This is a genomic window from Halomonas qaidamensis (assembly GCF_025917315.1).
Classification (GTDB): domain Bacteria; phylum Pseudomonadota; class Gammaproteobacteria; order Pseudomonadales; family Halomonadaceae; genus Vreelandella; species Vreelandella qaidamensis.
Genome location: NZ_CP080627.1, coordinates 2,172,626 through 2,195,010, shown reverse-complemented (window position 1 = coordinate 2,195,010; position 22,385 = coordinate 2,172,626). Strand labels below are relative to the sequence as shown.

General features: G+C 50.9%; 23 protein-coding genes and 1 other RNA gene. 18 read left to right on the top strand and 6 right to left on the bottom strand.

The features are described from left to right. Window positions 1-11: 11 nt before the first annotated feature. Window positions 12-1,328, top strand: a complete 1,317-nt coding sequence (gene hisD, locus K1Y77_RS10185) for a histidinol dehydrogenase (RefSeq protein WP_030072306.1) — start codon at window positions 12-14, stop codon at window positions 1,326-1,328. A 38-nt stretch (window positions 1,329-1,366) separates the two neighbouring features. Here the strand turns inward: hisD and K1Y77_RS10180 are convergent, their stop codons facing one another. Continuing rightward, window positions 1,367-2,611 carry a Do family serine endopeptidase gene (locus K1Y77_RS10180; protein WP_030072308.1) on the bottom strand — a complete coding sequence of 415 codons (1,245 nt, stop codon included), beginning with the start codon at window positions 2,609-2,611 and terminating at the stop codon, window positions 1,367-1,369. 140 nt (window positions 2,612-2,751) lie between these two features. Here K1Y77_RS10180 and K1Y77_RS10175 point away from each other — a divergent pair, with 140 nt between their 5' ends. Further along, complete coding sequence (locus K1Y77_RS10175) at window positions 2,752-3,513, top strand: Nif3-like dinuclear metal center hexameric protein (RefSeq protein ID WP_030072309.1); 762 nt, start codon at window positions 2,752-2,754, stop codon at window positions 3,511-3,513. A 72-nt stretch (window positions 3,514-3,585) separates the two neighbouring features. Here K1Y77_RS10175 and K1Y77_RS10170 read toward each other — a convergent pair whose 3' ends face one another. Next, window positions 3,586-4,038, bottom strand: a complete 453-nt coding sequence (locus tag K1Y77_RS10170) for a YhcB family protein (protein WP_264428304.1) — start codon at window positions 4,036-4,038, stop codon at window positions 3,586-3,588. Between the two features lie 233 nt (window positions 4,039-4,271). Between K1Y77_RS10170 and zapE the strand changes: the two genes are divergently transcribed. From zapE to K1Y77_RS10130, 8 genes are all read left to right on the top strand, one after another. Beyond that, the gene (gene zapE, locus K1Y77_RS10165) at window positions 4,272-5,453 is read left to right on the top strand and encodes a cell division protein ZapE (protein ID WP_030072312.1); all 1,182 of its coding nucleotides are present in this window, start codon (window positions 4,272-4,274) and stop codon (window positions 5,451-5,453) included. A 321-nt stretch (window positions 5,454-5,774) separates the two neighbouring features. Further along, on the top strand, window positions 5,775-6,203 hold the full coding sequence (gene rplM, locus K1Y77_RS10160) for a 50S ribosomal protein L13 (protein WP_009721993.1): 429 nt from the start codon (window positions 5,775-5,777) through the stop codon (window positions 6,201-6,203). A gap of 13 nt (window positions 6,204-6,216) precedes the next feature. Further along, a complete protein-coding gene (rpsI, locus tag K1Y77_RS10155; RefSeq protein ID WP_030072315.1) occupies window positions 6,217-6,606 on the top strand; it encodes a 30S ribosomal protein S9 in 390 nt (129 codons plus the stop codon). A gap of 208 nt (window positions 6,607-6,814) precedes the next feature. Further along, on the top strand, window positions 6,815-7,414 hold the full coding sequence (petA, locus tag K1Y77_RS10150; protein WP_030072317.1) for a ubiquinol-cytochrome c reductase iron-sulfur subunit: 600 nt from the start codon (window positions 6,815-6,817) through the stop codon (window positions 7,412-7,414). Continuing rightward, complete coding sequence (locus K1Y77_RS10145; protein ID WP_030072319.1) at window positions 7,414-8,673, top strand: cytochrome b; 1,260 nt, start codon at window positions 7,414-7,416, stop codon at window positions 8,671-8,673. Before petA ends, K1Y77_RS10145 begins: the two co-directional genes overlap by 1 nt. Then, a complete protein-coding gene (locus K1Y77_RS10140; protein ID WP_264018088.1) occupies window positions 8,673-9,440 on the top strand; it encodes a cytochrome c1 in 768 nt (255 codons plus the stop codon). Before K1Y77_RS10145 ends, K1Y77_RS10140 begins: the two co-directional genes overlap by 1 nt. Window positions 9,441-9,590: 150 nt before the next feature. Next, window positions 9,591-10,217 carry a stringent starvation protein SspA gene (gene sspA / locus K1Y77_RS10135; RefSeq protein WP_009721998.1) on the top strand — a complete coding sequence of 209 codons (627 nt, stop codon included), beginning with the start codon at window positions 9,591-9,593 and terminating at the stop codon, window positions 10,215-10,217. A gap of 63 nt (window positions 10,218-10,280) precedes the next feature. Further along, complete coding sequence (locus tag K1Y77_RS10130; RefSeq protein ID WP_264428298.1) at window positions 10,281-10,772, top strand: ClpXP protease specificity-enhancing factor; 492 nt, start codon at window positions 10,281-10,283, stop codon at window positions 10,770-10,772. A gap of 100 nt (window positions 10,773-10,872) precedes the next feature. Here the strand turns inward: K1Y77_RS10130 and K1Y77_RS10125 are convergent, their stop codons facing one another. Genes K1Y77_RS10125 through K1Y77_RS10110 form a run of 4 tightly spaced genes read right to left on the bottom strand, consistent with a single transcriptional unit; the run spans window position 10,873 to window position 14,003 of the window. Continuing rightward, window positions 10,873-11,445, bottom strand: a complete 573-nt coding sequence (locus tag K1Y77_RS10125) for a BON domain-containing protein (RefSeq protein WP_030072325.1) — start codon at window positions 11,443-11,445, stop codon at window positions 10,873-10,875. 58 nt (window positions 11,446-11,503) lie between these two features. Further along, window positions 11,504-12,097, bottom strand: coding sequence for a phosphoheptose isomerase (locus tag K1Y77_RS10120; protein ID WP_030072327.1), 594 nt, complete (start codon window positions 12,095-12,097; stop codon window positions 11,504-11,506). Between the two features lie 21 nt (window positions 12,098-12,118). Beyond that, the gene (locus tag K1Y77_RS10115) at window positions 12,119-12,508 is read right to left on the bottom strand and encodes a YraN family protein (RefSeq protein ID WP_030072329.1); all 390 of its coding nucleotides are present in this window, start codon (window positions 12,506-12,508) and stop codon (window positions 12,119-12,121) included. After that, a complete protein-coding gene (locus K1Y77_RS10110) occupies window positions 12,498-14,003 on the bottom strand; it encodes a penicillin-binding protein activator (protein ID WP_030072331.1) in 1,506 nt (501 codons plus the stop codon). The genes K1Y77_RS10115 and K1Y77_RS10110 overlap by 11 nt, the downstream gene beginning before the upstream one ends. A gap of 113 nt (window positions 14,004-14,116) precedes the next feature. Here K1Y77_RS10110 and rsmI point away from each other — a divergent pair, with 113 nt between their 5' ends. The 8 genes from rsmI to mraY all read left to right on the top strand — a co-directional run bounded on the left by rsmI (window position 14,117) and on the right by mraY (window position 22,375). Further along, on the top strand, window positions 14,117-14,974 hold the full coding sequence (rsmI, locus tag K1Y77_RS10105) for a 16S rRNA (cytidine(1402)-2'-O)-methyltransferase (protein WP_264428293.1): 858 nt from the start codon (window positions 14,117-14,119) through the stop codon (window positions 14,972-14,974). Window positions 14,975-15,006: 32 nt separating this feature from the next. Beyond that, an RNA gene (rnpB, locus tag K1Y77_RS10100) (RNase P RNA component class A) lies at window positions 15,007-15,366 on the top strand. A 52-nt stretch (window positions 15,367-15,418) separates the two neighbouring features. Then, window positions 15,419-16,375, top strand: a complete 957-nt coding sequence (rsmH, locus tag K1Y77_RS10095; protein ID WP_030072338.1) for a 16S rRNA (cytosine(1402)-N(4))-methyltransferase RsmH — start codon at window positions 15,419-15,421, stop codon at window positions 16,373-16,375. Window positions 16,376-16,377: 2 nt separating this feature from the next. After that, complete coding sequence (ftsL, locus tag K1Y77_RS10090) at window positions 16,378-16,713, top strand: cell division protein FtsL (RefSeq protein WP_030072340.1); 336 nt, start codon at window positions 16,378-16,380, stop codon at window positions 16,711-16,713. Further along, window positions 16,710-18,416 carry a peptidoglycan D,D-transpeptidase FtsI family protein gene (locus K1Y77_RS10085; protein ID WP_030072342.1) on the top strand — a complete coding sequence of 569 codons (1,707 nt, stop codon included), beginning with the start codon at window positions 16,710-16,712 and terminating at the stop codon, window positions 18,414-18,416. The genes ftsL and K1Y77_RS10085 overlap by 4 nt, the downstream gene beginning before the upstream one ends. Window positions 18,417-18,431: 15 nt before the next feature. Beyond that, window positions 18,432-19,925 (top strand): UDP-N-acetylmuramoyl-L-alanyl-D-glutamate--2,6-diaminopimelate ligase, encoded by a 1,494-nt coding sequence (locus K1Y77_RS10080; protein WP_264428290.1) that lies wholly within the window; start codon window positions 18,432-18,434, stop codon window positions 19,923-19,925. Then, window positions 19,925-21,283: a UDP-N-acetylmuramoyl-tripeptide--D-alanyl-D-alanine ligase gene (locus K1Y77_RS10075; protein ID WP_264428288.1), complete on the top strand. Its 1,359-nt coding sequence runs from the start codon at window positions 19,925-19,927 to the stop codon at window positions 21,281-21,283. The genes K1Y77_RS10080 and K1Y77_RS10075 overlap by 1 nt, the downstream gene beginning before the upstream one ends. Window positions 21,284-21,292: 9 nt before the next feature. Beyond that, window positions 21,293-22,375: a phospho-N-acetylmuramoyl-pentapeptide-transferase gene (gene mraY, locus K1Y77_RS10070; RefSeq protein WP_030072348.1), complete on the top strand. Its 1,083-nt coding sequence runs from the start codon at window positions 21,293-21,295 to the stop codon at window positions 22,373-22,375. Window positions 22,376-22,385: the final 10 nt, after the last annotated feature.

Here is a 22,385-nt window from a genome sequence, read left to right as displayed (position 1 = left end):
CGAGGTTTACCATGAGCGATAAGTCCACAGCTACCATTGCACGTCTTTCAACCGCAGATGGGGCATTCCACCAGCATTTAAATGCGCTGTTGGACTGGGAAGGTGTGTCTGATAAGGCAGTGCAGGCTCGTGTTGAAGAGATATTGGCAGACGTCAAGCTGCGAGGCGATAGTGCTGTTATTGAGGCCACCAATCGCTTTGACCGACTATCGGTTGGTTGTATGGAGCAGTTGCGGCTATCGCCTGAGCAATTGAAAAAGGCGTTTGACAGTCTGCCTGATGAGCAGCGTGACGCGCTATCAGCTGCTGCTGAACGCATTAAGCGTTACCATGAGCACCAAAAGCCAACCTCATGGCAGTACGAAGAGGATGATGGAACGGTGCTTGGCCAGAAGGTGACGCCGTTAGACCGCGCAGGTATTTATGTGCCAGGTGGAAAAGCCGCTTACCCTTCCTCAGTGTTGATGAATGCTATTCCTGCTCATGTGGCTGGCGTGCGCGAAATCGTTATGGTGGTGCCGACCCCCGATGGTGTGCTGAACGATCTTGTGTTAGCAGCAGCGCACTTAGCGGGTGTCGATTATGTGTTCACGATAGGTGGCGCGCAGGCGGTAGCAGCGCTTGCATATGGCACAGAAAGTGTCCCGCGGGTAGATAAAATTGTCGGTCCAGGCAATATTTATGTGGCTACCGCCAAGCGGGCGGTGTTTGGCCAAGTCGGTATTGACATGATTGCAGGCCCCTCTGAAATCATGGTGGTATCCGACGGCCAAACAGATCCTGATTGGCTGGCGATGGACTTATTCTCCCAGGCTGAACATGACGAAGATGCACAAGCAATATTGGTCAGCTGGGATGTTGCTCATCTCGATGCGGTGGAGGCTTCTATTGAGCGCCTATTGCCGACCCTTGAGCGAGAAGGCATTGCGCGTGTTTCGCTGCAGCGACGTGGTGCGTTAATTCTATGCCAAGACCAAGCTGAAGCTATTGATTTAATCAATCGCATTGCGCCAGAGCACCTTGAACTTTCAGTAGAGACGCCAAATACATGGCTTGATGGTATTCGTCATGCTGGCGCTATCTTTATGGGGCGGCATACGTCAGAAGCTTTAGGCGACTACTGTGCGGGGCCGAACCATGTGCTTCCTACGTCTGGCACGGCGCGTTTTTCCTCGCCATTGGGGGTTTATGACTTCCAGAAACGCTCATCTATCATTCACTGTTCGCCCGAGGGTGCATCTGAGCTTGGTAAAATAGCATCGGTGCTCGCCAGAGGTGAATCACTGACGGCCCATGCGCGTTCAGCTGAGTATCGTATTAACGATTAAGCGTTCCTTGTACAGGCGTTGATTTACATCAGAGCGGCTTACGAGTCGCTCTGATGCCCTCCAGACGTAGCATTAGTGGGCACAGGCCGTTCACCCACCTCTAGTGTTATGTCCATGCGCTCGCCGCCTCGCACTACCGTTAGCGGTAGTTCCGTGCCTGGTGGGATGGAGGCGATATCGCTCATTGTAGCGCGCGCATCCAAAATCACTTGGCCGTCAATAGATAGGAGTACATCACCCGGCTGTAAGCCTGCCTTGGCCGCTGGCCCATCTTTCACGACGCCGGCGACAATAACTCCTTGTGGAGTTCTTAGTCCAAATGATGCGGCTAGCTCGCGGGAAAGCGCTTGTGCTTCTATGCCTAACCAGCCGCGGATGACGCGACCGCGAGTTACAAGTTCGTTCAAAATGCTGTGGGCAAGGTTGGCTGGAATCGCGAAGCCAATCCCTTGTGATCCCCCTGATCGTGAGAAGATAGCCGTATTAATGCCCACTAAAGCGCCGTCAGGATTAACTAATGCTCCCCCGGAGTTGCCCGGGTTTATTGCTGCATCTGTCTGAATGAAGTCTTCATAGGCATTTAAGCCTAAGTGGCTACGTCCTGTGGCGCTAATAATACCCATCGTCACGGTTTGCCCAACACCGAAAGGGTTGCCGATAGCGAGTGCTACATCACCCACGGCCACCTGTTCAGAGTCAGCAAGCTCAATCACTGGTAAATCATCGAGAACAATGCGTAAAACAGCAAGATCGCTTTCTGGATCAGTGCCAATTACCTCGGCAAGTGTTTCCCGACCATCGCGAAGTGCTACCTGTATTTGGTCAGCGCCATTAATAACATGATGATTGGTCAACACGTAGCCGTCCTGGCTGACGATAACACCAGAACCCAGGCTCGATAGCATTCGCTGGTGGGTGGTAGCATCGTCGCCGCTGAAAAACTGCTGGAAAAATGGGTCAGACATCAATGGGTGCTGGTCGCGCTCAACAATGCGCGAGGAGTATATGTTGACGACGGCTGGTGCCGCTTGATTCACCGCGTTTGAATAACTGGCAGGCCCTTGGTTACGGTTAAGTGGTTCCGCTTGCCGTATTTCAGGAGCTGGTCGGTTTGCTGCCGGTTCACCACGGGTAGGCACCAGTGGGGAGGGGGGTTCGACGGTTGCTGGTGGCGTTTGTCGAAATGGGTTAGGTAAATATTCTGGAAAGGCAAGTAACACCAATGCGGCGAGCAATAGCCCGGTGATGATTGGCCATATATAGGGCAGCACAGAGCGGTGCATGCGAAGTTTCCTCAGCGGATGATAGTCTAAAATAGTCGCGAGGTTCGCGATAACGCGAAGCGAGATTTACAATAGCGCTATCGTAACACTTTATTGAGACGTTCCTCACGACAGCCTGTTAATCGCTTTAAGGAGTCAGTGTGATTCATCGCGACCAATTAGTAGCCGCCTGTGATCATCAGCTGCGATCATCGCAATTTAAAGACTTTACCGTTAACGGCCTTCAGGTAGAAGGGAGGGATACCGTAAAGCGAGTAATGTCGGGCGTGACGGCCTGCCAGGCGTTGCTAGAGGAGGCAGTATCTTGGCAAGCAGATATGGTATTAGTACACCATGGATATTTCTGGAAAAATGAGCCAGTCGCTATTACCGGAATGAAGAAGAGGCGAATTAAAACGCTGCTTGATAACGAAATGAGTTTACTTGCTTATCACTTGCCATTAGATGCACATGCAGAGTTTGGCAATAATGCCGAGCTGGCAAAGCGTCTGGGCTGGAAGGTCGAAGGTTGCATTGACGGTGAGATTGGCGAGGGTCTGTTGTGGTCTGGTCGATTGGCGGAGCCGCTGAGCGTAAGTGAAGTAGGCGCTCAATTAGCCTCAGTGCTTTATCGCACGCCTTTAGTTATCGAGGCGCCTGACGCTGGCCCTGTAGAGCGTATTGCCTGGTGCACCGGTGGTGCTCAAGATATGATTACAGCGGCGTATGAAGCTGGGGCGCAAATGTTTGTGTCTGGTGAGATATCAGAGCGCACGACGCATTTGGCTAGAGAGATGGGAATTCACTACATTGCTGCAGGACATCACGCGACTGAGCGATTTGGTGTTCAGGCGCTGGGCGAATGGTTAGCGAGCGAGTATGGCGTAATACATCGCTTTGTCGACATCGACAACCCAGCCTAGGAGCTTGTATCCAGCATCCGCATTAGCTTACTGTGCGGATGCTTTCAAAGGCATTGGCCTCGTTAGGTGTTATTAATAACGAGGTGGTTGTGCTTTGTTTGAATCAGTATCTTTCTGACTATCCTTTAAGCCAAAGTCTTCAGACAGCGTGCCACTTTTGCCGTCTGCATAGTCACGAGGCGTATTAACATCGCTTTCGCTACCAGTGGTAGTCATTGAGCTGTTCTGGGTGGTTGTCGCTGTAAAGCTTGTTCCAAGCTTCCACTCAGCAGCTTCTTTCTCAATGTGCTGCTCTAACTGATCAGCTTCATGGCGAAGATTAATTAAATGTCGTTGGATGCCAGAGAGATGACTTCCCATGCCTTTTTTTAACTCGGCTATTTGATGCTCACGTTCAAGCAGTGCTTGCTTTAAGGTGGCATGGTCACGCTGACCTTTGCTAAATAAGCGATAGCAGACCAGGCCAATAGCAAACCCAATAATAAGACCGATAATTGCAAAAGTGAATGGCGAGCTTGCTTCCACAGTTTTCTCCCTATAGGTGATGCGTGCCACCAGCTGCATGGCGAAACTTAACAGATAGCTTAACAGACAACTTAACAAAACTTGACCATTATAGGCGCGTATCCGTCGGTTGGGTCAATCCGCTCATGCGCTCAGTCGTTAAGCAGCGTATAATATTTTCTTTTTTATTTGAGCAAGCTGTGTCCTTGCAGTGATACAGCGTCGTTCGAGATGTGCGCTGTGGGAGCGAATTGATGTCATCATTATCTGCACGTCAATACAGTGAGCAGGCGAGCCGATTAACGCCTTTTGCACGGTATCAAGAAGACCTAAAGCGCGACGACTTTCAGTATGACCCAGCCCAAGAGCAAGCGGTTAAGCATCTTCAGCGTCTGTACGATGAGTTACTGGCTACGCCTGCTGTCGCTCCTAAAGCCGTTATTGCTAGCAAAGGGTTGAAAGCTAAAATGGCTGGTCTACTTGGTAAAAAGGCCAGCTCAGGTGAGCCAGCGCTACCCGAAGTGAAGGGGCTTTATTTTTGGGGTGGAGTGGGGCGTGGTAAAACGTATCTGGTTGATACCTTCTACGAAGCTCTTCCTTTTCCTGAGAAAATGCGTACCCACTTTCATCGTTTCATGCAGCGTGTTCATAATGAGTTAACGCATTACAAAGGTGAAAAGAACCCTCTAACGCTGATTGCCGGGAAGTTTGCTGCTGAAGCGCGTGTCATCTGCTTTGATGAGTTTTTTGTTAAAGACATTACTGATGCAATGATTCTGGCTAATTTACTTGAGGCGTTGTTTGAGCGTGGGGTGGTATTAGTAGCGACATCAAACATCATACCTGATGACCTTTATAAAGATGGGTTGCAGCGTGCAAGATTTGTTCCTGCTATAGAGCTAGTTAACCGCCACTGTGAGGTCGTTAATGTCGACTCGGGTGTTGACTACCGTTTGCGTGCTTTGGAGCGGGCGGAAATTTTTCATGCGCCGCTTGATGAGGCGGCAGAGCGGGAGTTGAGCAGAAGCTTTTGCGAAATAGCTGGCAATGAGGGTGAAGAAGGTGCGCCTCTAGAAATTAATCATCGCGTTTTGAAGACGCGCCGTCTGCATGATGACGTGGCATGGTTTGAGTTCGCTGAGCTGTGTGATGGGCCGCGTAGCCAGAATGATTACATAGAGCTTGCCAGAGAATTCCACACGGTTTTGGTTTCTAACGTTATTCAGATGAATGCAAAGACAGACGACCAGGCTCGAAGGTTTATTAATATGGTCGATGAGTTTTATGATCGCGGGGTTAAGCTGTTGATGTCGGCAGAGGTAGCGGTTGAAGCACTATATAGCGATGGAAAGCTTACATTTGAATTTCAGCGAACTTTGTCGCGTTTGCAGGAGATGCAGTCTAAAGAGTATTTAGCATTACCTCATAAGCCATAAGCCATAAGCCATAAGCCATAAGCCATAAGCCATAAGCCATAAGTCATAAGCCATAAACTGGCAAGCAGGCCTCTGGGGTTCAATCAGACTGCCGTTAAACATGGTGTCGGTAAAAATGTTGTTTGCAACAACATCACTACGAGTCAGCGATACTAATAAAAAACGACGGCGGCACTTAACTTGCTGCCGCGCTTGCTGTAGAATGCCGCCTCGCTACATGTTGCTTGGGTTTTTCTGGCAACCAAAAAAAATAGGGATGGTGCTTCATCGCTTATTTAGCGGTGTAAGTTACCCAATACACTTAATCTGGTGATTTCATCCATGAAGACGTTCAGTGCTAAGCCGCAGTCCGTCCAGCGCGACTGGTATGTAGTCGACGCTACGGACAAAACGCTCGGTCGTCTGGCAACCGAGATTGCTCGCCGCCTGCGTGGCAAGCATAAGCCCGAATTTACTCCTCACGTTGACACTGGCGACTACATCGTCGTTATCAATGCTGAAAAAGTCCATGTAACCGGTAACAAGGCGAAGGCTAAAACCTATTATCGTCACACTGGTTACCCGGGCGGTCTGCGCTCTATGACATTCGACAAAATGCTTGATCATGCGCCTGAGCGCATCATTGAGTCTGCCGTTAAAGGTATGTTGCCGAAAGGTCCTTTGGGTCGCGCCATGTACTCCAAGTTGAAAGTGTACGCCGGTGCCGAGCATCCGCATGCTGCCCAACAGCCGCTTGAACTGAACATCTGAGGAAATCTTCGCCATGACACAGCAGTATTACGGTACCGGGCGCCGCAAGACTTCCACCGCTCGCGTGTTTATGAAGCCGGGCTCTGGCAAAATTACTGTCAACAACCAAGACCTTGACCTTTATTTTGGTCGTGTTACTGGTCGTATGGTTGTTCGTCAGCCGCTTGAGTTGACTGAGACGCTGAACCAGTTTGACATATTTGTCACTGTTGCTGGCGGCGGCGGCTCCTCCCAAGCAGGTGCTATTCGTCACGGTATCACTCGTGCCCTGATGAACTACAATGAAGATCTGCGCCCGACCTTGCGCGCTGCGGGTTACGTAACTCGTGACGCTCGCCAAGTTGAGCGTAAGAAAGTCGGTCTGCGTAAAGCGCGTCGTCGTCCGCAGTTCTCTAAGCGTTAATTTTACGCTATGCGGCAAAAACGCCCAGGTCAACGACCTGGGCGTTTTTTGTTGGAATATCAAAAAATTATAACGCTTATACCACCATGGTCACGGGCAGTTGTTCTTGTGCAGAGCGCTTTGTTTTTTTAACATAGAGCGTATTTGATATTCGTCGCCGCAAGACGCCTTTGCGGCGGAACGGGTAAGCTGATGGGAGAAACCAGAAATGGCAGATAACGGCGTAAACAAAGGTCGGCGCCGTTTCCTCGTGGGCGCCACCTCCGTTGTTGGGGCGGTGGGTGCTGTCGGGGTTGCGGTCCCCTTTGTGGCTTCTTGGCAGCCTAGTGCCAAGGCAAGGGCGGCAGGTGCGCCAGTTCAAGCAGATATATCGAAGCTTGAACCTGGACAGCGCATGACCGTCGAGTGGCGTGGACGGCCGATTTGGATTATTAATCGTACGCCTGAGATGATCGAGCGAACCGAAGCCTTAGATCCAGGCAGTCTTGCTGACCCTGATTCCGAAGTGCCTCAGCAGCCTGCCTATATCCAAGGTGGGTTACGCTCTATCAAGCCAGAGATAGGTGTGCTGATTGGTATCTGTACGCATTTGGGGTGTTCCCCGCTGTTTCGGCCTGAGCCGGATGCCGAAGGGGTAGGGGTGGATAATTGGCCGGGTGGTTTCTTCTGCCCATGTCATGGTTCTCGCTTTGACTTAGCCGGTCGTGTGTACACCAACGTCCCTGCGCCGACTAACCTTGAAGTTCCGCCTTACCGTTTTGAAAGCGATGATATCATCGTGGTAGGCGAAGACGAGGAGGCTGCATAATGGGTAATCCAGATAAGGCCAAAGCAGAAAGCGGTATCATGCGCTGGGTGGATGACCGCTTTCCTGCCACGCAGATGATGCAAGATCATCTCACGAAGTACTATGCACCGAAGAATTTCAACTTCTTCTACTTGTTTGGCGTCCTGGCATTGCTGGTGCTGGTGAACCAAATCCTGACGGGTGTGTGGCTAACAATGAGCTACAACCCTTCAGCAGAAGGTGCGTTTGCCTCCGTTGAATACATCATGCGTGATGTGGAGTGGGGCTGGTTGATCCGTTATATGCATACCACCGGCGCCTCTGCCTTCTTTGTGGTTATTTACATGCATATGTTCCGTGGTCTTTTGTATGGTTCGTACAAAGCGCCGCGAGAGCTAGTATGGATCTTCGGTATGACCATCTATCTCGCCTTGATGGCAGAAGCCTTTATGGGTTATCTGCTGCCATGGGGACAAATGTCATATTGGGGTGCCCAGGTTATTATTTCGCTGTTCTCTGCGATTCCAGGTATCGGTCCTGACCTTGCCCAGTGGGTGCGTGGTGATTTCCTGATTTCCGGTATTACGTTGAACCGCTTCTTTGCGCTTCATGTTGTTGCATTGCCCATTGTTATTTTGGCTCTTGTCGTGCTGCACATTATTGCGCTTCACGAAGTGGGTTCGAATAATCCAGACGGTATCGACATCAAGCAGAAGAAAGATGAGACCGGTAAGCCGCTGGATGGTATTGCCTTCCATCCGTACTACACCGTGAAGGATTTGGTGGGTATTGCAATCTTCCTGTTTGTGTTCTGTGTGGTTGTTTTCTACTTCCCGGAAGGGGGTGGCTACTTCATTGAGAAACCGAACTTTGAGCCTGCTAACCCGCTGAAAACGCCTGATCACATCGCTCCAGTGTGGTATTTCACGCCTTTCTACGCGATTTTGCGTGCCATTACGTTCTCGCTGTTTGGGTTAGATGCTAAGTTCCTTGGCGTTCTCTTCATGGGTGGCGCAATCGCCGTTCTTTTTGTTCTGCCTTGGCTTGACCGTAGCCCGGTCCGCTCTATGCGCTACAAGGGCTGGATGTCCAAAGTTATGTTGCTGTTGTTTGCGATTAGTTTCGTCATTCTGGGTGTATTGGGCGTGCTGCCATCGACAGAGGGGCGGACCCTTCTGGCGCAGGTCTGTACAGCCATTTACTTCGCCTTCTTCCTGCTGATGCCGTTCTACACCAAGCTGGAGAAGACTAAACCCGTTCCGGAAAGGGTGACTGGCTAATGAAAAAACAACTATTTGCACTGCTCTTCGCGTTAGTGCCAGTAACGGCGATGTCGGCGGGTGGCGTGAGCGTAGCTCACAGCATGGACCCTGATCTTCAGGACCAAGCATCTTTGCAAAACGGCATGAAGCTCTATGTCAATTACTGCATGGGGTGTCATTCGCTAGAGCATCAGCGGTTCGCGCGTGCTGCAGAGGATTTAGGTATTCCCCAGGAGCTGGTGGAAGAGAACCTTATTTTTTCCTCTGATCTTGCGTTTAACGACCAGATGCACATTGCAATGGATCGTGGCGACGCCGAGTCTTGGTTCGGCGCTCCGCCGCCCGATCTGACGCTGGAAACTCGTCTGCGCGGTACCGACTGGGTTTATTCTTACCTGTTGGGGTTCTATAAAGACCCCAGTCGTCCGTTGGGCGTCAATAACACAGTGTATGAGCTGGTCGCTATGCCGAATGTGTTAGAGCCGCTCCAGGGTGTTCAGGAAATGGTTTGTTCGGAAACGGATCAGCCGGTGGCAGGCCAGTCACCAGATCCTTTATCGGGTAAGTACCAGTCTTGTGACGTGCTGCAAGTTACCCAGCCAGGCTCAATGGAGCCTGCGGAGTTTGAGGAAGCGGTTTATGACCTGACGAACTTCCTTGCTTACGTTGGTGAGCCGTCTAAGCTCCACGCGCAGGCATTGGCTCCAAAAGTGCTGATCTTCATCTTTATCTTTGGTGTAATTGCTTACCTACTCAAGCGTGAGTACTGGCGAGACGTTCACTAACGATCAAGTGATGACAGGCATGTCGGGCGCACGGCGTAAGCCGTGCGCCTTTTGTTTATCTAGCCATGCGTAAAGCAAAGCGGGTTAGCTTCCCATAAGCTAGCTCTGGCATGTTATGATCAATGATTGTTTTGATGTGAGGATGCTTTCATGGGTGTTGTGGCCAAGCGGTCGTCGATGATCTTTTACTCGGGTAATGATGATCATTTCAGTCATCGTGTGCGCATTGTTCTGGCTGAAAAGGGAGTGGCGGTTGATATCGTTGATGTCAGCGATGAGCGGCCGCCGGAAGAGTTGGCTGACCTCAACCCGTATAACAGCGTGCCAACGCTGCTGGATCGTGACTTGGTACTCTACGAGTCTAAAGTGATGATGGAATATCTGGATGAGCGTTTCCCTCATCCTCCGCTGTTGCCTGTTTATCCGGTGGCGAGAGCGCAAAGCCGTTTATGGATGCACCGTATTGAGCGCGAATGGTGCCCGATGCTGGAGCAAATACGCACAGGTGGTAAAAAAGAAGCGGAAAAGGCGCGTAAAGAGCTGCGTGAAAGCCTTATTGGCATTTCGCCCATCTTTGAAGATATGCCCTATTTTATGAGCGAAGAATTTACGCTTGTAGATTGCTGTCTAGCGCCTATTTTGTGGCGTTTGCCTGAGCTGAATATTGAGCTGCCTGAAAAGCAGGTAAAGCCACTACTAAGCTATATGTCACGTGTGTTCGAACGTGAAGCGTTTAAAGCATCTTTAAACGAGCGTGAAAAAGAGATGCGCGCTTGAATTCATACTGCCTCTTTTCCTTAATTTGGCAAGGAGGCTTACTTGTTAGGAGGGGGAAGCCTTATGAAATCGAGCCGTCCCTATCTCGCTAGAGCGCTTTATGAGTGGCTATTAGATAACGAACTGACCCCGTATGTGGTGGTAGATGCTACTCAGCCAGGCGTAGAAGTGCCTCGTCAATTTGTTCAAAATGGACAAATTGTATTAAACGTTGCGCCTACCGCTGTACGTGATCTGTTTATGGAAAATCAAGCGATTGGTTTTAGTGCACGTTTCAGTGGTCAGCCGATGCAGGTAATGATCCCAACGCCAGCGCTTATTGCGATTTACGCCCGTGAAAATGGTGCTGGCATGGTGTTTGGTCATGAGCCTGAGTTGGATGCAGCAGAGTTTGACGACACGGAGTTAGGTGATGACTTGTCTGATTCACTTGGTGAGTCGTCTAAGCCTGAGTTAACGGTAACAGAGCCAGTGCTGCCTGAGAACGAGGGCAAGACGTCTACGCAGGCGTCTGGTAAAGCGACGAAGAAGCCGACGCTGAGGGTAGTCAAGTAAGCAAGCCGATTAGCTTCGTTGTCGGTGGTTGCAGTCTAACAGCAAAAAGCCTCGCTTTGGTGGTTTGCCTTAAGCGAGGCTTTTTTGTTGGCCGTACTACTTAATCAATATAATCAAATACTTTAACAATACGTTGAATGCCGCCTACAGAAGATACGGCATTAACAATTCGGTCACCTTCCTCGCGTGTCACCATACCCATCAGGTACACATTTGCATTTTCTGTAGTCACTTTCAATTTTGATGAGTCGATACGATCATTCGTAGCGAGCTGGCTAATAACATTGGTAGTGAGCCAAGTATCTGTTAAGCGTTGGCCGGCAGGTAAGTTGGCTGCAATGCTTAATTCGTTATGCACTTGGCTGACGCCACGGAGAGACTCTGCTACTTCGCCTGCCTTTTTGCGCAGCTCTTCGCTCGGCACTTGGCCCACAAGAAGCAATGAACCGTTATAGCTGTGCGCTTTGATGCGCGCGTCTCTTAACCGAGCATCTGAGCGCGCCAGGGCACGCTCAGTTTCGCGCTCAATGGTTGCATCAACTGCTTCAACATCGCTGCTACGCTGACCATAATTAGAAGGGTTAGAGGCAGCATTGTTGGCACATCCAGCAAGAAAAATAGTGCTGACAATCGCAACGGCAATCATCTTTTGTGAAAAATAACGCAGGGCCATAAGGGTGACTCCTTTCGTGGTTGTTGGGTGGGCCTTCTGCCACTTTGATCCTATCCACTTAGTCAGTACTACCGAAAAGCTGTTCGTCAATTAAATCACATAAACAGTGGATAACGAGCAGGTGTACTTCTTGGATGCGGGCAGTTGATGTCGCAGGGACGCGAATCTCACAGTCATCCTGACCAAGTAGTGACGCCATATTGCCGCCATCTCTGCCGGTTAGTGCGACCACTGTCATATCGCGGTCGTGGGCGGCTTGGATAGCTTGAACAATATTAGCCGAGTTGCCACTGGTGGAGATGGCTAGTAAAACATCGCCAGGCTGACCTAGTGCTCTGATCTGCTTGGAAAATACTTCATTGTAACTGTAGTCGTTTGCGATGGAGGTAAGTGTTGAGGTGTCGGTAGTCAAGGCTAGCGCGGGTAAGCTGGGGCGCTCGCGTTCAAAGCGATTTAATAGCTCTGATGAAAAGTGTTGGCTATCACCTGCGCTGCCACCATTGCCACAGGCAAGCACTTTACCCTCGTTAACTAAGCACTGAACCATCATTTGGCTAGCGACCTCGATAAAAGGCGGCAGCACTTCGCTGGCATATGTCTTGGTGTCTATGCTGGCGTTAAAGTGATCAAGTATGCGTGATTGAAAGTCCATTAGGGCTTCCTAGTAAATGTATCAGTAAGCATCAAAGGCAGCCTTTTCCCATTGAAATTCAAGTGCGGGCGACGTGCCTGTAATTGCTAGAATATCAAAACGGCAGGGACTGGAAATAGCATGCCGAGCGATATACAGCTTGGCTGCTCGTATTAAGCGATTTCGCTTTTGTGGTGTGACCGTCTCTAATGGGTGACCGTACCGAGTGGTGGTGCGATGTTTTACCTCAATAAAGACCAATATATCTCGATCTCTCATGACTAGGTCTAGCTCACCACCTTTAACATGGTGGTTGCTAGCGACAAGTATTAAACCATGTCGTTGCAGCCATTGAGCGGCTTGTTGCTCAATGGCTGCACCTCGTAATCGTGCCGTCTGAGGTGTATTGGAATTCTGAGGGTTATTGGGCATCGTTCAGCAGGCCCGGAATCAAAATGGGCGAAGGCACACCATTTTGGAACTTGGCCCATGGTAATTCTCGAGAAACCCTGCCATCACCAGATAAGCGGAGAGTGCCAGTGCTTCCATTCATGCCATCAAGGGCCGACAGGTCTGATAGGCGAATGCCAAGTTCGTAAGCATCTACACCCATTGCCATCAGGCGGAACATTGAAGCGTCTGATTCGTTGCGAAGCTCTGCATAAGTCGAATAAAAGGGCAGTGCTTCTTCGCCACCTACCGCAGCATCAGGGATTTGCCAGGGTATATCGATAAACATTACATCATTTAAGTCTTGATCCAAGCGAGTCTGTAAACGCCCTTCATGTAAATGGGAGGTAGCATAAATCGGAAGGTTAGGGGCGTAATAATAGTCCATGGTGGGAGGTACTTGACGCGCATACTCAGGGAGGGCAAGTAGAAATAGTGCATCGATATTCCCAAGACGGGCGCGCTCTCCGCTCACATTTAAGGCTGTTTTTACCGCGTTAGCCACGGCGCTATTAGGATCATAGCGGACAGCGTTGGTAATTTCGCCGCCCTGGCTTTGCCATTCATTCCAGAAAGCTTCGCCTACGCGTCTACCCCAGGCATTGTCGGGCACCATGATGGACATTTGGCGATGGCCGTCCTGAAAGGCTCTGCGAGCTGCTTGGCGAGCTTCATCTTCAGCAGATAAACCATACTGAAGGAGCTGAGGTGCTTGATTGTTGGCACTGTTGCCATAGTTTAGTGCCAGCGTAGGTAGCGGCACGCTATTGCGCTGCTCAAGTTGAGTGACTTGATCTTTATCAATTGGGCCAATCAAAAGCTGGGCATTCATTTGTTCGGCACGTTGGTAAATTTCATCGAGAGAGTATTGGGAGGCATCAATAAAAGTAAGCTGTACATTTTTGCCGCTGAGGTCGTGATGACGGCGCATGGCAGAAGCAATGGCGTTAGCTACGCTACTTAGTGGGCCAGATTCAGGCAGTGCCACTGCAATACGCTGTATGTCGACACCCTCTAATTCAGGGATAGACGCTTTCGCAGGCTCTGCTTGGTCTAGTGCTTGACGTGCCCATTGCTGGCGCTCTGCAAGTGTATTCTGTTGATTAGCTTGCATAGGAAGTTCGTCATCAAGCACTTGGGTCGCGCGAAGTACCGCGCGGGGGTTGTCTAGGCTACGAGCAAGTTCAGAGAAAAGCATTGCCCAGCGTACCCGGTCTGATTCCGTAAGCATGCTTTCATCTATCGCATCAGCGGCGTCAAACGCGTCTTCGCGTTGTCCCTGCCTAGCAAGTATGTTTGCTGCTTCCAGTCGAGTTTTGGCGGCTTGCTCTGGGGCTTGCTGCTCCGCTTGACTAAGCAGTTGACTGGCATCCTGATCCGGGACGCGGTCAACTACGCTTGGGGGCTGCATAGCACACCCTGTGATTAGAAGCGCCATGAAGGCAGTGGCTAGAAATCCACGTATCGACTGTTTCATGTATCCTTCCTTAGTTTTCATTTGCGCTGTCGTCGCTTAGCGAGCAGATAAATTCACCATTGCACAAGCATAGCGCACCGTCAGTGTCGGCTATTAACAAATCGGGAGTCACGATGACACACCAACATCCGGGCACATTGTACGTGGTTGCCACGCCAATTGGGAATTTGGAAGACTTGTCGCCACGTGCTGCACGGGTATTAGCAGAAGTATCGCGCATTGCTGCTGAGGATACACGTCACAGCAGCCGCTTGTTAGCGCATTTAGGCATTAATACGCCGATGCTTTCTTTGCATGAGCATAATGAAGCGCGGCGAGTCGATACGTTGGATAGTTACCTAATGGCAGGGGAAAATATTGCTTTAATCAGCGATGCGGGAACGCCGCTGATATGCGACCCCGGATTCGTGTTGGTTAGGGAATTGCGACTAAGGGGGCGCGATATTGTGCCGCTTCCAGGGCCTTGTGCACTGATTAGTGCGCTGTCAGCGGCTGGGTTGCCTACTGATCGATTTACGTTTGGTGGTTTTTTGCCATCCAAGCCAAGCGCACGACGGCAAGCACTTGAGAAATGGCAGGCGCGTGAAGAAACGCTGGTTTTCTACGAGTCCCCTCATCGTATTGAACATACGCTTGAATCGTTGTGTGAGCAAATGCCTGAAAGGGCGGTTGTTTTGGCAAGAGAATTAACCAAAACTTATGAAACTTTTTTGCAGGGTTCGCCGTCATCATTACTTAGTCAGCTTAAGCAAGACCCGAATCAGAGCCGAGGGGAGTTTGTCGTAATGATCGCTGGGGCACCGCCTGTCGTTCAAAGTGATGAGCAGTCCATAACTGCGGAAGTCCTGCTTAACGCATTGCTAAGAGAGGGCGTGGGCGTTAAGCAGGGAGCTGCGGTTGCTGCCAAAATGTTAGGTGGTCGTAAGCAAGAGTGGTATGCAAGATTGCAAGCATTGAAAGGTGAGGATTGAGGCAACGGCATGGCACTGGTATGCTTGCCGCCGGAGTTGGCCAGACAGTCGCCGCTAAATTGCTTGTAAAGGCGTTTAGGGGAGGAAAGTCCGGGCTCCATAGGGCAGAGTGCCAGGTAACGCCTGGGCGGCGTAAGCCGACGGAAAGTGCAGCAGAGAGTAGACCGCCTAAGCCTTTCGAGGCCGGTAAGGGTGAAAGGGTGCGGTAAGAGCGCACCGCGCGCCTGGCAACAGTGCGTGGCATGGTAAACCCCACTCGGAGCAAGACCAAATAGGGACCCAATGGCGTGGCCCGCGCTGGGTCCGGGTAGGTTGCTTGAGCGCTGTGGTGACGCAGCGCCTAGAGGAATGACTGTCCACGACAGAACCCGGCTTATCGGCCGACTCCCCATTTCCATAAAAGATGTGCCGTGCGCATCTTTCTTAACATTGTGTGAGATTAACATGCCTTCTCCTGACGCTGACCAGGTTGCTTCCCATTTTCGCCATACCAGCGTTTTATTAGAAGGGGCGGTAGATACACTTGTTCATAATCCCGACGGTATCTATTTAGATGGTACGTTTGGGAGAGGTGGTCACTCTCGCGTTATTCTTTCGCGTTTGAGTGATCAGGGCCGTTTAATGGCTATGGACCGTGACCCTCAAGCTATCGCTGCTGCTGAAGACATCCAAGACCCTCGCTTTGAAATCACCCAGCGTGAGTTCGCACGTTTAGCCGAGTATGCGCAAGAGCAAGGGGTTTACGGAAAACTTTCAGGTGTACTGTTAGATATTGGTGTTTCTTCTCCACAGTTGGATGACCCAGAGCGTGGCTTTAGTTTTATGCGCAATGGGCCTCTTGATATGCGTATGGATCCAACGCAAGGAGAGAGTGCTGCTGCGTTTTTAGCCCGTGCTAGCGAAGCAGACATTGCCAATGTGTTCAAACTTTATGGAGAAGAGCGCTACGCGAAACGCCTAGCGCGTGCGGTTGTTGCGCGGCGTATAGAAAAGCCTTTTACGCACACCGTTGATCTGGCAGACGTCTTAAAGACGGCTCACCCTGCTTGGGAAAAGGGGCGTCACCCCGCTACCAAAGCGTTTCAGGGGCTGCGTATTTATTTAAATGGTGAGTTGGATCAGCTTGATGCAGCCCTTGAAGGGGCCTTAGAAGCGCTAGCACCTGGCGGTCATCTGGTGGTAATTAGTTTCCACTCGCTTGAAGATCGTCGTGTAAAACGTTTCATTCGCCATCACGTTCGTGGTGATACGCACTTGCCACGGGGCGTGCCAATTCGCGATGATCAGCTAAATCGCCGTCTTGAAGCTTTGGGTAAAGGAATGCGCCCAAGTGATGAAGAGGTAGACGCTAACCCCCGGGCGCGCAGTGCCGTCATGCGAGCCGCCCGTAAACGAGTGTGATCATGAGCATGGATCGGATTGAGCGTTGGGCGTCAACGCTGCGCACCGAATGGCCTTTTAAGCTACGTTTGCGCGCTTGGCCGGTTATCCTTGTTGTACTGTTTATGGCGTGTGTTGTGACCGGTGGTTTCGTGGTTGCTACGACGCATATGACGCGAGTTCAATATGCGCAATTACAGCAATTAGAACAGGAAAAAAACCAGCTGCAGACAGAGTGGGGGCAGTTGCTGTTGGAGGAGGGAGCGTGGTCTACCCCGGCCCGCATAGAACAAATTGCTACGGAACGGCTTGAAATGCGTATTCCCGATGTGAATGACGTCGAGGTAATCCGACCATGAAGCATGAGCGCCGGGGAGGGATATCCCGTCAAATGCCTATCGCGCCGCCATTAGCTGGCGGTCGTTTTTTGTTTATTCTTATTATTGTTGGGTTGGCTTCGGTCATCCTTATTGGCCGAATTACTCTACTTCAGGTGATCGACCGGCCTTTCTTACAAAGTCAGGGTGATGCCCGAACGCTTCGCCATGAAGCAATATCGGCGCACCGCGGTATGATTACTGACCGCAATGGTGAGCCACTGGCTATCTCTACTCCTGTTGTGACGCTTTGGGCAAATCCACAAGAGCTGCCCACTGATGTTATCCAGCGATTAATGTTAGCCCAAGCCCTAGGCCTTTCGTTAGACGATTTTGAATCACGTGTTGCTCGTTTTAGTAACCGAGAGTTTATGTATCTGCGCCGTCAAATGACACCAGAGGCAGCTCAGCGTGTTCTAGACCTACGTGTTCCTGGTGTTTATCCCCAGCGTGAATATAAGCGGTACTACCCAGCAGGCGAGGTGGCAGCGCAATTATTGGGGGTGACGAATGTTGACGATGTTGGTCAAGAGGGCTTGGAGCTTGCTTATCAGCCCTATTTAGCTGGCCGACCGGGTCAGCGCCGCGTTATTAAAGATCGACGAGGTCGATTAGTTCGCGAGCTGGGTGTAATTCGTGAGGCACAACCTGGTGGTGAGCTGACGTTGGCGATTGATCAGCGCATTCAGTATATGGCGTATCGAGAACTGCGCGCTGCCGTCGCGGAACATGAGGCGGATGGGGGAGTGCTTGTTATGCTTGATGCGCGTTCCGGTGAAGTGTTGGCAATGGCTAATTTACCTTCCTATAACCCCAATAATCGAGCGGGGCTCGACCCACGAGGGCTGCGGAATCAAGCGTTGGTTGACGTATTTGAGCCTGGCTCGGTGATGAAACCGTTAGCAATGGCGGCGATTCTTGAAAGTGGTGTTGTGAATCGAAATGTCGTGGTGGACACCTCGCCTGGGTGGATGCGCATTGATCAGTTCACTATTCGAGATATCCGTAATTACGGCGAGCTTGATTTAGCAGGGATTCTTGAGAAATCTTCGAATATTGGTATGTCTCGTCTTGCGTTGCAGCTCAGCGATACTGCCATTTGGGAAAAATATAATCAGCTTGGTTTGGGGCAAAGCCCTGGTACTGGTTTTCCTGGGGAATCTACCGGAAGTTTACCAGCTCCGGTGCGTTGGTCGCGAAGTGAGCGAGCAGCCTTTTCTTATGGGTATGGGTTGTCGGTGTCTGCGCTGCAGCTTGCCAGTGCCTATACCGCGTTGGCGAATAATGGCGAACGTCTGCCCCCGTCACTGCTTAGATTGTCTGAGCCACCCCAAGGCATTCCCGCTATATCACCAAGTGTTGCCAACGATCTGTTGGATATTTTAGAAACGTCAGTGGGTGCCTATTCTGGCGGACGTCGCGCCCGGGTTGAAGGTTATCGCGTGGGCGGTAAAACAGGAACTGTTCGCAAAACGGGACAGCAGGGCTATTCGACCGATGCCTATCGGAGTGTGTTTGCTGGTATTGCCCCTATTTCTGACCCGCGTATTGTTACTGTTGTTATGATTGATCACCCTCGGGCTGGCCAGTTTTATGGTGGGGCAGTAGCTGCCCCGGTGTTCTCTAGCGTTACAGGTAATGCCCTACGTTTGCTGGACGTGCCACCTGATCATGAGGTCGAGTAGCATTAAGGAGATTGCATGAAGTTGACCCCAGAGAGGTTATGGGTAGCGTTAAAGCAGGTGTGGCCTAATGCCGTGTTGCCTGAGCCGATGCCTATATTGCCGGAACAGCTTCGCTTAGTAACTGATACGCGTAAGTTGGCGATGGGCGATGTGTTCGTGGCTATCCCAGGAAGCCAGCGTGATGGTTATGAATTTGTTGACCAAGCGCTGGCGGCAGGTGCTTCGCTTGTATTAGCGCATGCAAAAGAAGGCCGCGTTACACTAGAGGGAGGCATACTCTATTTGCCACACCTATCCATCCGGCTTGGTGAGCTGGGTCGCGCGCTATTTGGTGTTCCCAATGACCTCCAGGTAATAGGGGTAACTGGCACCAATGGAAAAAGCTCGGTTACGCATTACATTGCAGCGTTAAGTGAGTTGCTTGGCCAACCCGCTGGGGTAATAGGGACATTAGGTGTTGGTCGCCTTGGTCAACTGGTCGATACAGGTCTTACCACGCCGGGCTCATTGGCAATGCAAGAAATTTTGGCTGACCTAGCACATCAAGGGGTAACACGTGTTGCGCTTGAAGCCTCTTCGCACGCCCTTGAACAACGTCGTTTAGATGCTGTAAACGTCACAGCAGGGGTGTTTACCAACCTAACTCGCGATCATCTTGATTATCATGGCAGCATGATGGCTTATGCCGCTGCAAAAGCGAAGCTGTTTCGTCGCTCTGAGCTGGTGCTTGCTGTTGTCAATGCGGATGACCCTCTTGCGAGACTGATGCTGGCAGGGTGTGATAGTGGCGTGCGTGTTTTGGCGGTGGGCAGTGATGAGGCTGTAACGCTTCGCGTGCTAGATTGGCATCCACACGAACACGGCCAGCAGGCGCTTATTGCTACGCCTGAAGGTGAAAAAGCGCTTAATTTAAGTTTGATGGGACGGTTTAATCTAGACAATGTGTTGCTAGCTATGAGTGTGCTCTATGGGTTGGGCGAACCATTAGACCAATTGTTTGAATTAGCAGCTGAGTTGGAACCTGTCCCTGGACGCATGGCGCTATACCGCGAGGCTAATGCGCCCAGTGTTGTTATCGATTATGCCCACACGCCGGATGCATTATCTAATGCCCTCGACGCGTTGAAAGAGCATTTAGGGAGCACTGGGAAGTTATGGTGTTTGTTTGGTTGTGGTGGTGAGCGTGATGCGGGTAAGCGTACCGAGATGGCTGCTGTGGCGGAGCGGCGGGCTGATTATGTGATTGTTACTGATGATAATCCGCGTAATGAGTCTGCTGAACAAATTCGCCAACAAATTGTGTCGGGTTTTTCTGCTGCAGCTGAATTTATGGAAATAGGTGATCGTAGCCAAGCGATCTGGCATGCGGTTCAGCATGCCGATACACAAGACGTTATTTTAGTGGCAGGAAAGGGGCATGAGTCCTATCAACATATCGGCGGCGTTCGTCACGATTACCAAGATAGCGAACAAGTGTTAAAAGCTTTCAAACTTAGGGCTGTCATGTGATGAACTGGTCGTTAGCTAGTATTGCCTCAGCGCTAAAGCTTTCACTTCCCCAAGCCTTATACGAGTTATCGGTGACAGCGGTAATCACCGATACGCGCCATATCGTTCCTGGTTGTCTATTTGTGGCTTTGAAGGGGCCGCGTTTTGATGGTCATGATTTTGTTGAACAGGCGCTTGAGAAAGGTGCTGTGGCCGCTTTGGTTGAACGCCCAGTCAGTAGCTTGCTGCCCCAATTGGTCTGCGCCGACACACGCTTAGGGCTTGGCTTGCTAGCGCGGGCTTGGCGACAGCACTGCGATCTACCACTGGTAGCGGTCACTGGTAATAGTGGTAAGACAACGGTGAAAGAGATGACGGCTTCACTTCTTTCACCCTTAGGCCATGTGCTTGCTACTGAAGGAAACTTAAATAATGACATTGGTGCGCCGCTAACGTTGCTACGTTTAACAACGCACCATCAGGTAGGCGTGATTGAGCTGGGTGCAAACCATTTGGGCGAAATTGCCTGGACCAGTCAACTGGCCTCCCCAAATGTTGTCATTATTACCAATGTGACAGGGGCGCACGTTGGAGAATTTGGTGGTATGGGACAAATAGCCCAAGCTAAAAGTGAAATATTAACGGGGCTAGCGGAAAGCGGTACTGCAGTGCTAAACCGTGATGACCGCTATTTTGAGTTTTGGGCGGCCTGTGCAGGAGATAAGAGAATTGTAAGCTATGGCTTACATGGCGATGCGGACGTTCACGCGTCGGCACTTTCCTGCGACTCTTTCGGACGGTATGCTTTTACGCTTGTTGAGCGTGGGCAAATAGTAGGAAACGTAAGGCTCCCGTTGATTGGTAAGCATAATGTGAGTAACGCTTTGGCAGCCGCTGCGGCGGCTCTTACGTTAGGTGTTGCGCCAGAGCAAGTGGCGGCGGGGCTGTCTGAACTCTCCTCGCTGTCAGGGCGCTTAAGCATCGTACCAGGCGTGCGCAACACAACCTTGTTGGACGATACCTACAACGCAAACCCTGGTGCGGTAAAAGCGGCTTTGGATGCATTAGTAAACTTTCCTACGCCTCGCTGGTGCGCGCTTGGCGCCATGGGGGAATTGGGCTGCGAGTCGCATGCCCTGCATGCTGAAATTGGTCGTTACGCAGCGTCATTGGGTATCGACACCTTACTGACCTATGGCGAGGCCGCCCGTTCAGCAAGTGAAGCCTTCGGTCGCGGGCTGCATTTTGACGACCACGAGACGCTAGTGCGTCATGTTATTAATACTCTGCCGCCTAACACCACGCTATTGGTGAAAGGGTCGCGTAGTGCCGGCATGGAAAATGTCATTGCTGCGCTACGTGCGGATGAAACAAGGTAAGCGCCGTTCATGTTACTTCACCTGGCGAATTTTCTAGCCCAATATCAGTCTGCTTTCCAAGTTTTTAACTATTTAACCTTACGTGTCATTCTCGCAGCGCTAACAGCGCTCATGTTATGCCTGTGGCTTGGCCCCTGGGTGATACGTCGGTTAGTGGAAGGCCAAATTGGTCAAGCGATACGTGATGATGGCCCCCAGTCTCACTTGTCTAAAGCAGGTACACCCACCATGGGTGGGGCAATGATTTTGTTGGCGATTGCTATCAGTACGCTGGTCTGGGGCGATTTAACTAACCATTATGTTTGGGTAGTGCTACTGGTCACATTAGGCTTTGGTGCTGTTGGTTGGGTCGATGATTATCGTAAAGTTGTCGAAAAGAACCCACGTGGACTTCCCGCGCGCTGGAAGTACTTCTGGCAGTCGGTGGTGGGGATTAGTGCTGCTGTGGTGCTTTATTTTACCGCTGCTACACCGGCTGAAACTAGCCTATTGATCCCAATGTTTAAAGATGTCGCGCTACCCCTTGGCGTGTTCTATATCGTGCTGACCTACTTTGTGATCGTCGGCAGTTCTAACGCAGTTAACCTCACTGATGGTCTTGATGGTTTGGCAATCATGCCCACCGTGCTCGTGGCTATGGGCTTGTCGGTCTTTGCTTATGCAAGTGGTAACGCTGTGTTTGCTAACTATCTGCATATTCCTTTTATTCATGGTACCGGCGAGTTAGCCGTTTTTTGTGCCACTATTGCTGGCGCTGGCTTGGGGTTTTTGTGGTTCAACACCTATCCGGCTCAGGTGTTTATGGGAGATGTGGGGGCGCTGGCACTTGGTGCCGCGCTAGGCGTCGTGGCTGTTATTGTGCGCCAAGAAATTGTGCTGTTTATCATGGGCGGCATTTTTGTGCTTGAAACGATCTCAGTGATTCTCCAAGTCGGCTCTTATAAGCTTACCGGCCGGCGTATTTTCCGTATGGCACCTTTGCATCACCACTATGAGTTGAAGGGATGGCCAGAGCCGCGGGTAATTGTTCGTTTTTGGATTATTACCGTTGTATTGGTGTTGTTAGGGCTTGCTACGCTGAAAGTTCGATGATTAGCAAGGT

Excerpts from the sequence above, each read along its gene's own strand:
- hisD (WP_030072306.1), top strand. The coding sequence starts at position 12 with ATGAGCGATAAGTCCACAGCTACCATTGCACGTCTTTCAACCGCAGAT.
- K1Y77_RS10180 (WP_030072308.1), bottom strand. The coding sequence starts at position 2,611 with ATGCACCGCTCTGTGCTGCCCTATATATGGCCAATCATCACCGGGCTA.
- zapE (WP_030072312.1), top strand. The coding sequence starts at position 4,272 with ATGTCATCATTATCTGCACGTCAATACAGTGAGCAGGCGAGCCGATTA.
- rplM (WP_009721993.1), top strand. The coding sequence starts at position 5,775 with ATGAAGACGTTCAGTGCTAAGCCGCAGTCCGTCCAGCGCGACTGGTAT.
- rpsI (WP_030072315.1), top strand. The coding sequence starts at position 6,217 with ATGACACAGCAGTATTACGGTACCGGGCGCCGCAAGACTTCCACCGCT.
- petA (WP_030072317.1), top strand. The coding sequence starts at position 6,815 with ATGGCAGATAACGGCGTAAACAAAGGTCGGCGCCGTTTCCTCGTGGGC.
- K1Y77_RS10145 (WP_030072319.1), top strand. The coding sequence starts at position 7,414 with ATGGGTAATCCAGATAAGGCCAAAGCAGAAAGCGGTATCATGCGCTGG.
- K1Y77_RS10140 (WP_264018088.1), top strand. The coding sequence starts at position 8,673 with ATGAAAAAACAACTATTTGCACTGCTCTTCGCGTTAGTGCCAGTAACG.
- sspA (WP_009721998.1), top strand. The coding sequence starts at position 9,591 with ATGGGTGTTGTGGCCAAGCGGTCGTCGATGATCTTTTACTCGGGTAAT.
- K1Y77_RS10130 (WP_264428298.1), top strand. The coding sequence starts at position 10,281 with ATGAAATCGAGCCGTCCCTATCTCGCTAGAGCGCTTTATGAGTGGCTA.
- K1Y77_RS10125 (WP_030072325.1), bottom strand. The coding sequence starts at position 11,445 with ATGGCCCTGCGTTATTTTTCACAAAAGATGATTGCCGTTGCGATTGTC.
- K1Y77_RS10120 (WP_030072327.1), bottom strand. The coding sequence starts at position 12,097 with ATGGACTTTCAATCACGCATACTTGATCACTTTAACGCCAGCATAGAC.
- K1Y77_RS10115 (WP_030072329.1), bottom strand. The coding sequence starts at position 12,508 with ATGCCCAATAACCCTCAGAATTCCAATACACCTCAGACGGCACGATTA.
- K1Y77_RS10110 (WP_030072331.1), bottom strand. The coding sequence starts at position 14,003 with ATGAAACAGTCGATACGTGGATTTCTAGCCACTGCCTTCATGGCGCTT.
- rsmI (WP_264428293.1), top strand. The coding sequence starts at position 14,117 with ATGACACACCAACATCCGGGCACATTGTACGTGGTTGCCACGCCAATT.
- rsmH (WP_030072338.1), top strand. The coding sequence starts at position 15,419 with ATGCCTTCTCCTGACGCTGACCAGGTTGCTTCCCATTTTCGCCATACC.
- ftsL (WP_030072340.1), top strand. The coding sequence starts at position 16,378 with ATGAGCATGGATCGGATTGAGCGTTGGGCGTCAACGCTGCGCACCGAA.
- K1Y77_RS10085 (WP_030072342.1), top strand. The coding sequence starts at position 16,710 with ATGAAGCATGAGCGCCGGGGAGGGATATCCCGTCAAATGCCTATCGCG.
- K1Y77_RS10080 (WP_264428290.1), top strand. The coding sequence starts at position 18,432 with ATGAAGTTGACCCCAGAGAGGTTATGGGTAGCGTTAAAGCAGGTGTGG.
- K1Y77_RS10075 (WP_264428288.1), top strand. The coding sequence starts at position 19,925 with ATGAACTGGTCGTTAGCTAGTATTGCCTCAGCGCTAAAGCTTTCACTT.
- mraY (WP_030072348.1), top strand. The coding sequence starts at position 21,293 with ATGTTACTTCACCTGGCGAATTTTCTAGCCCAATATCAGTCTGCTTTC.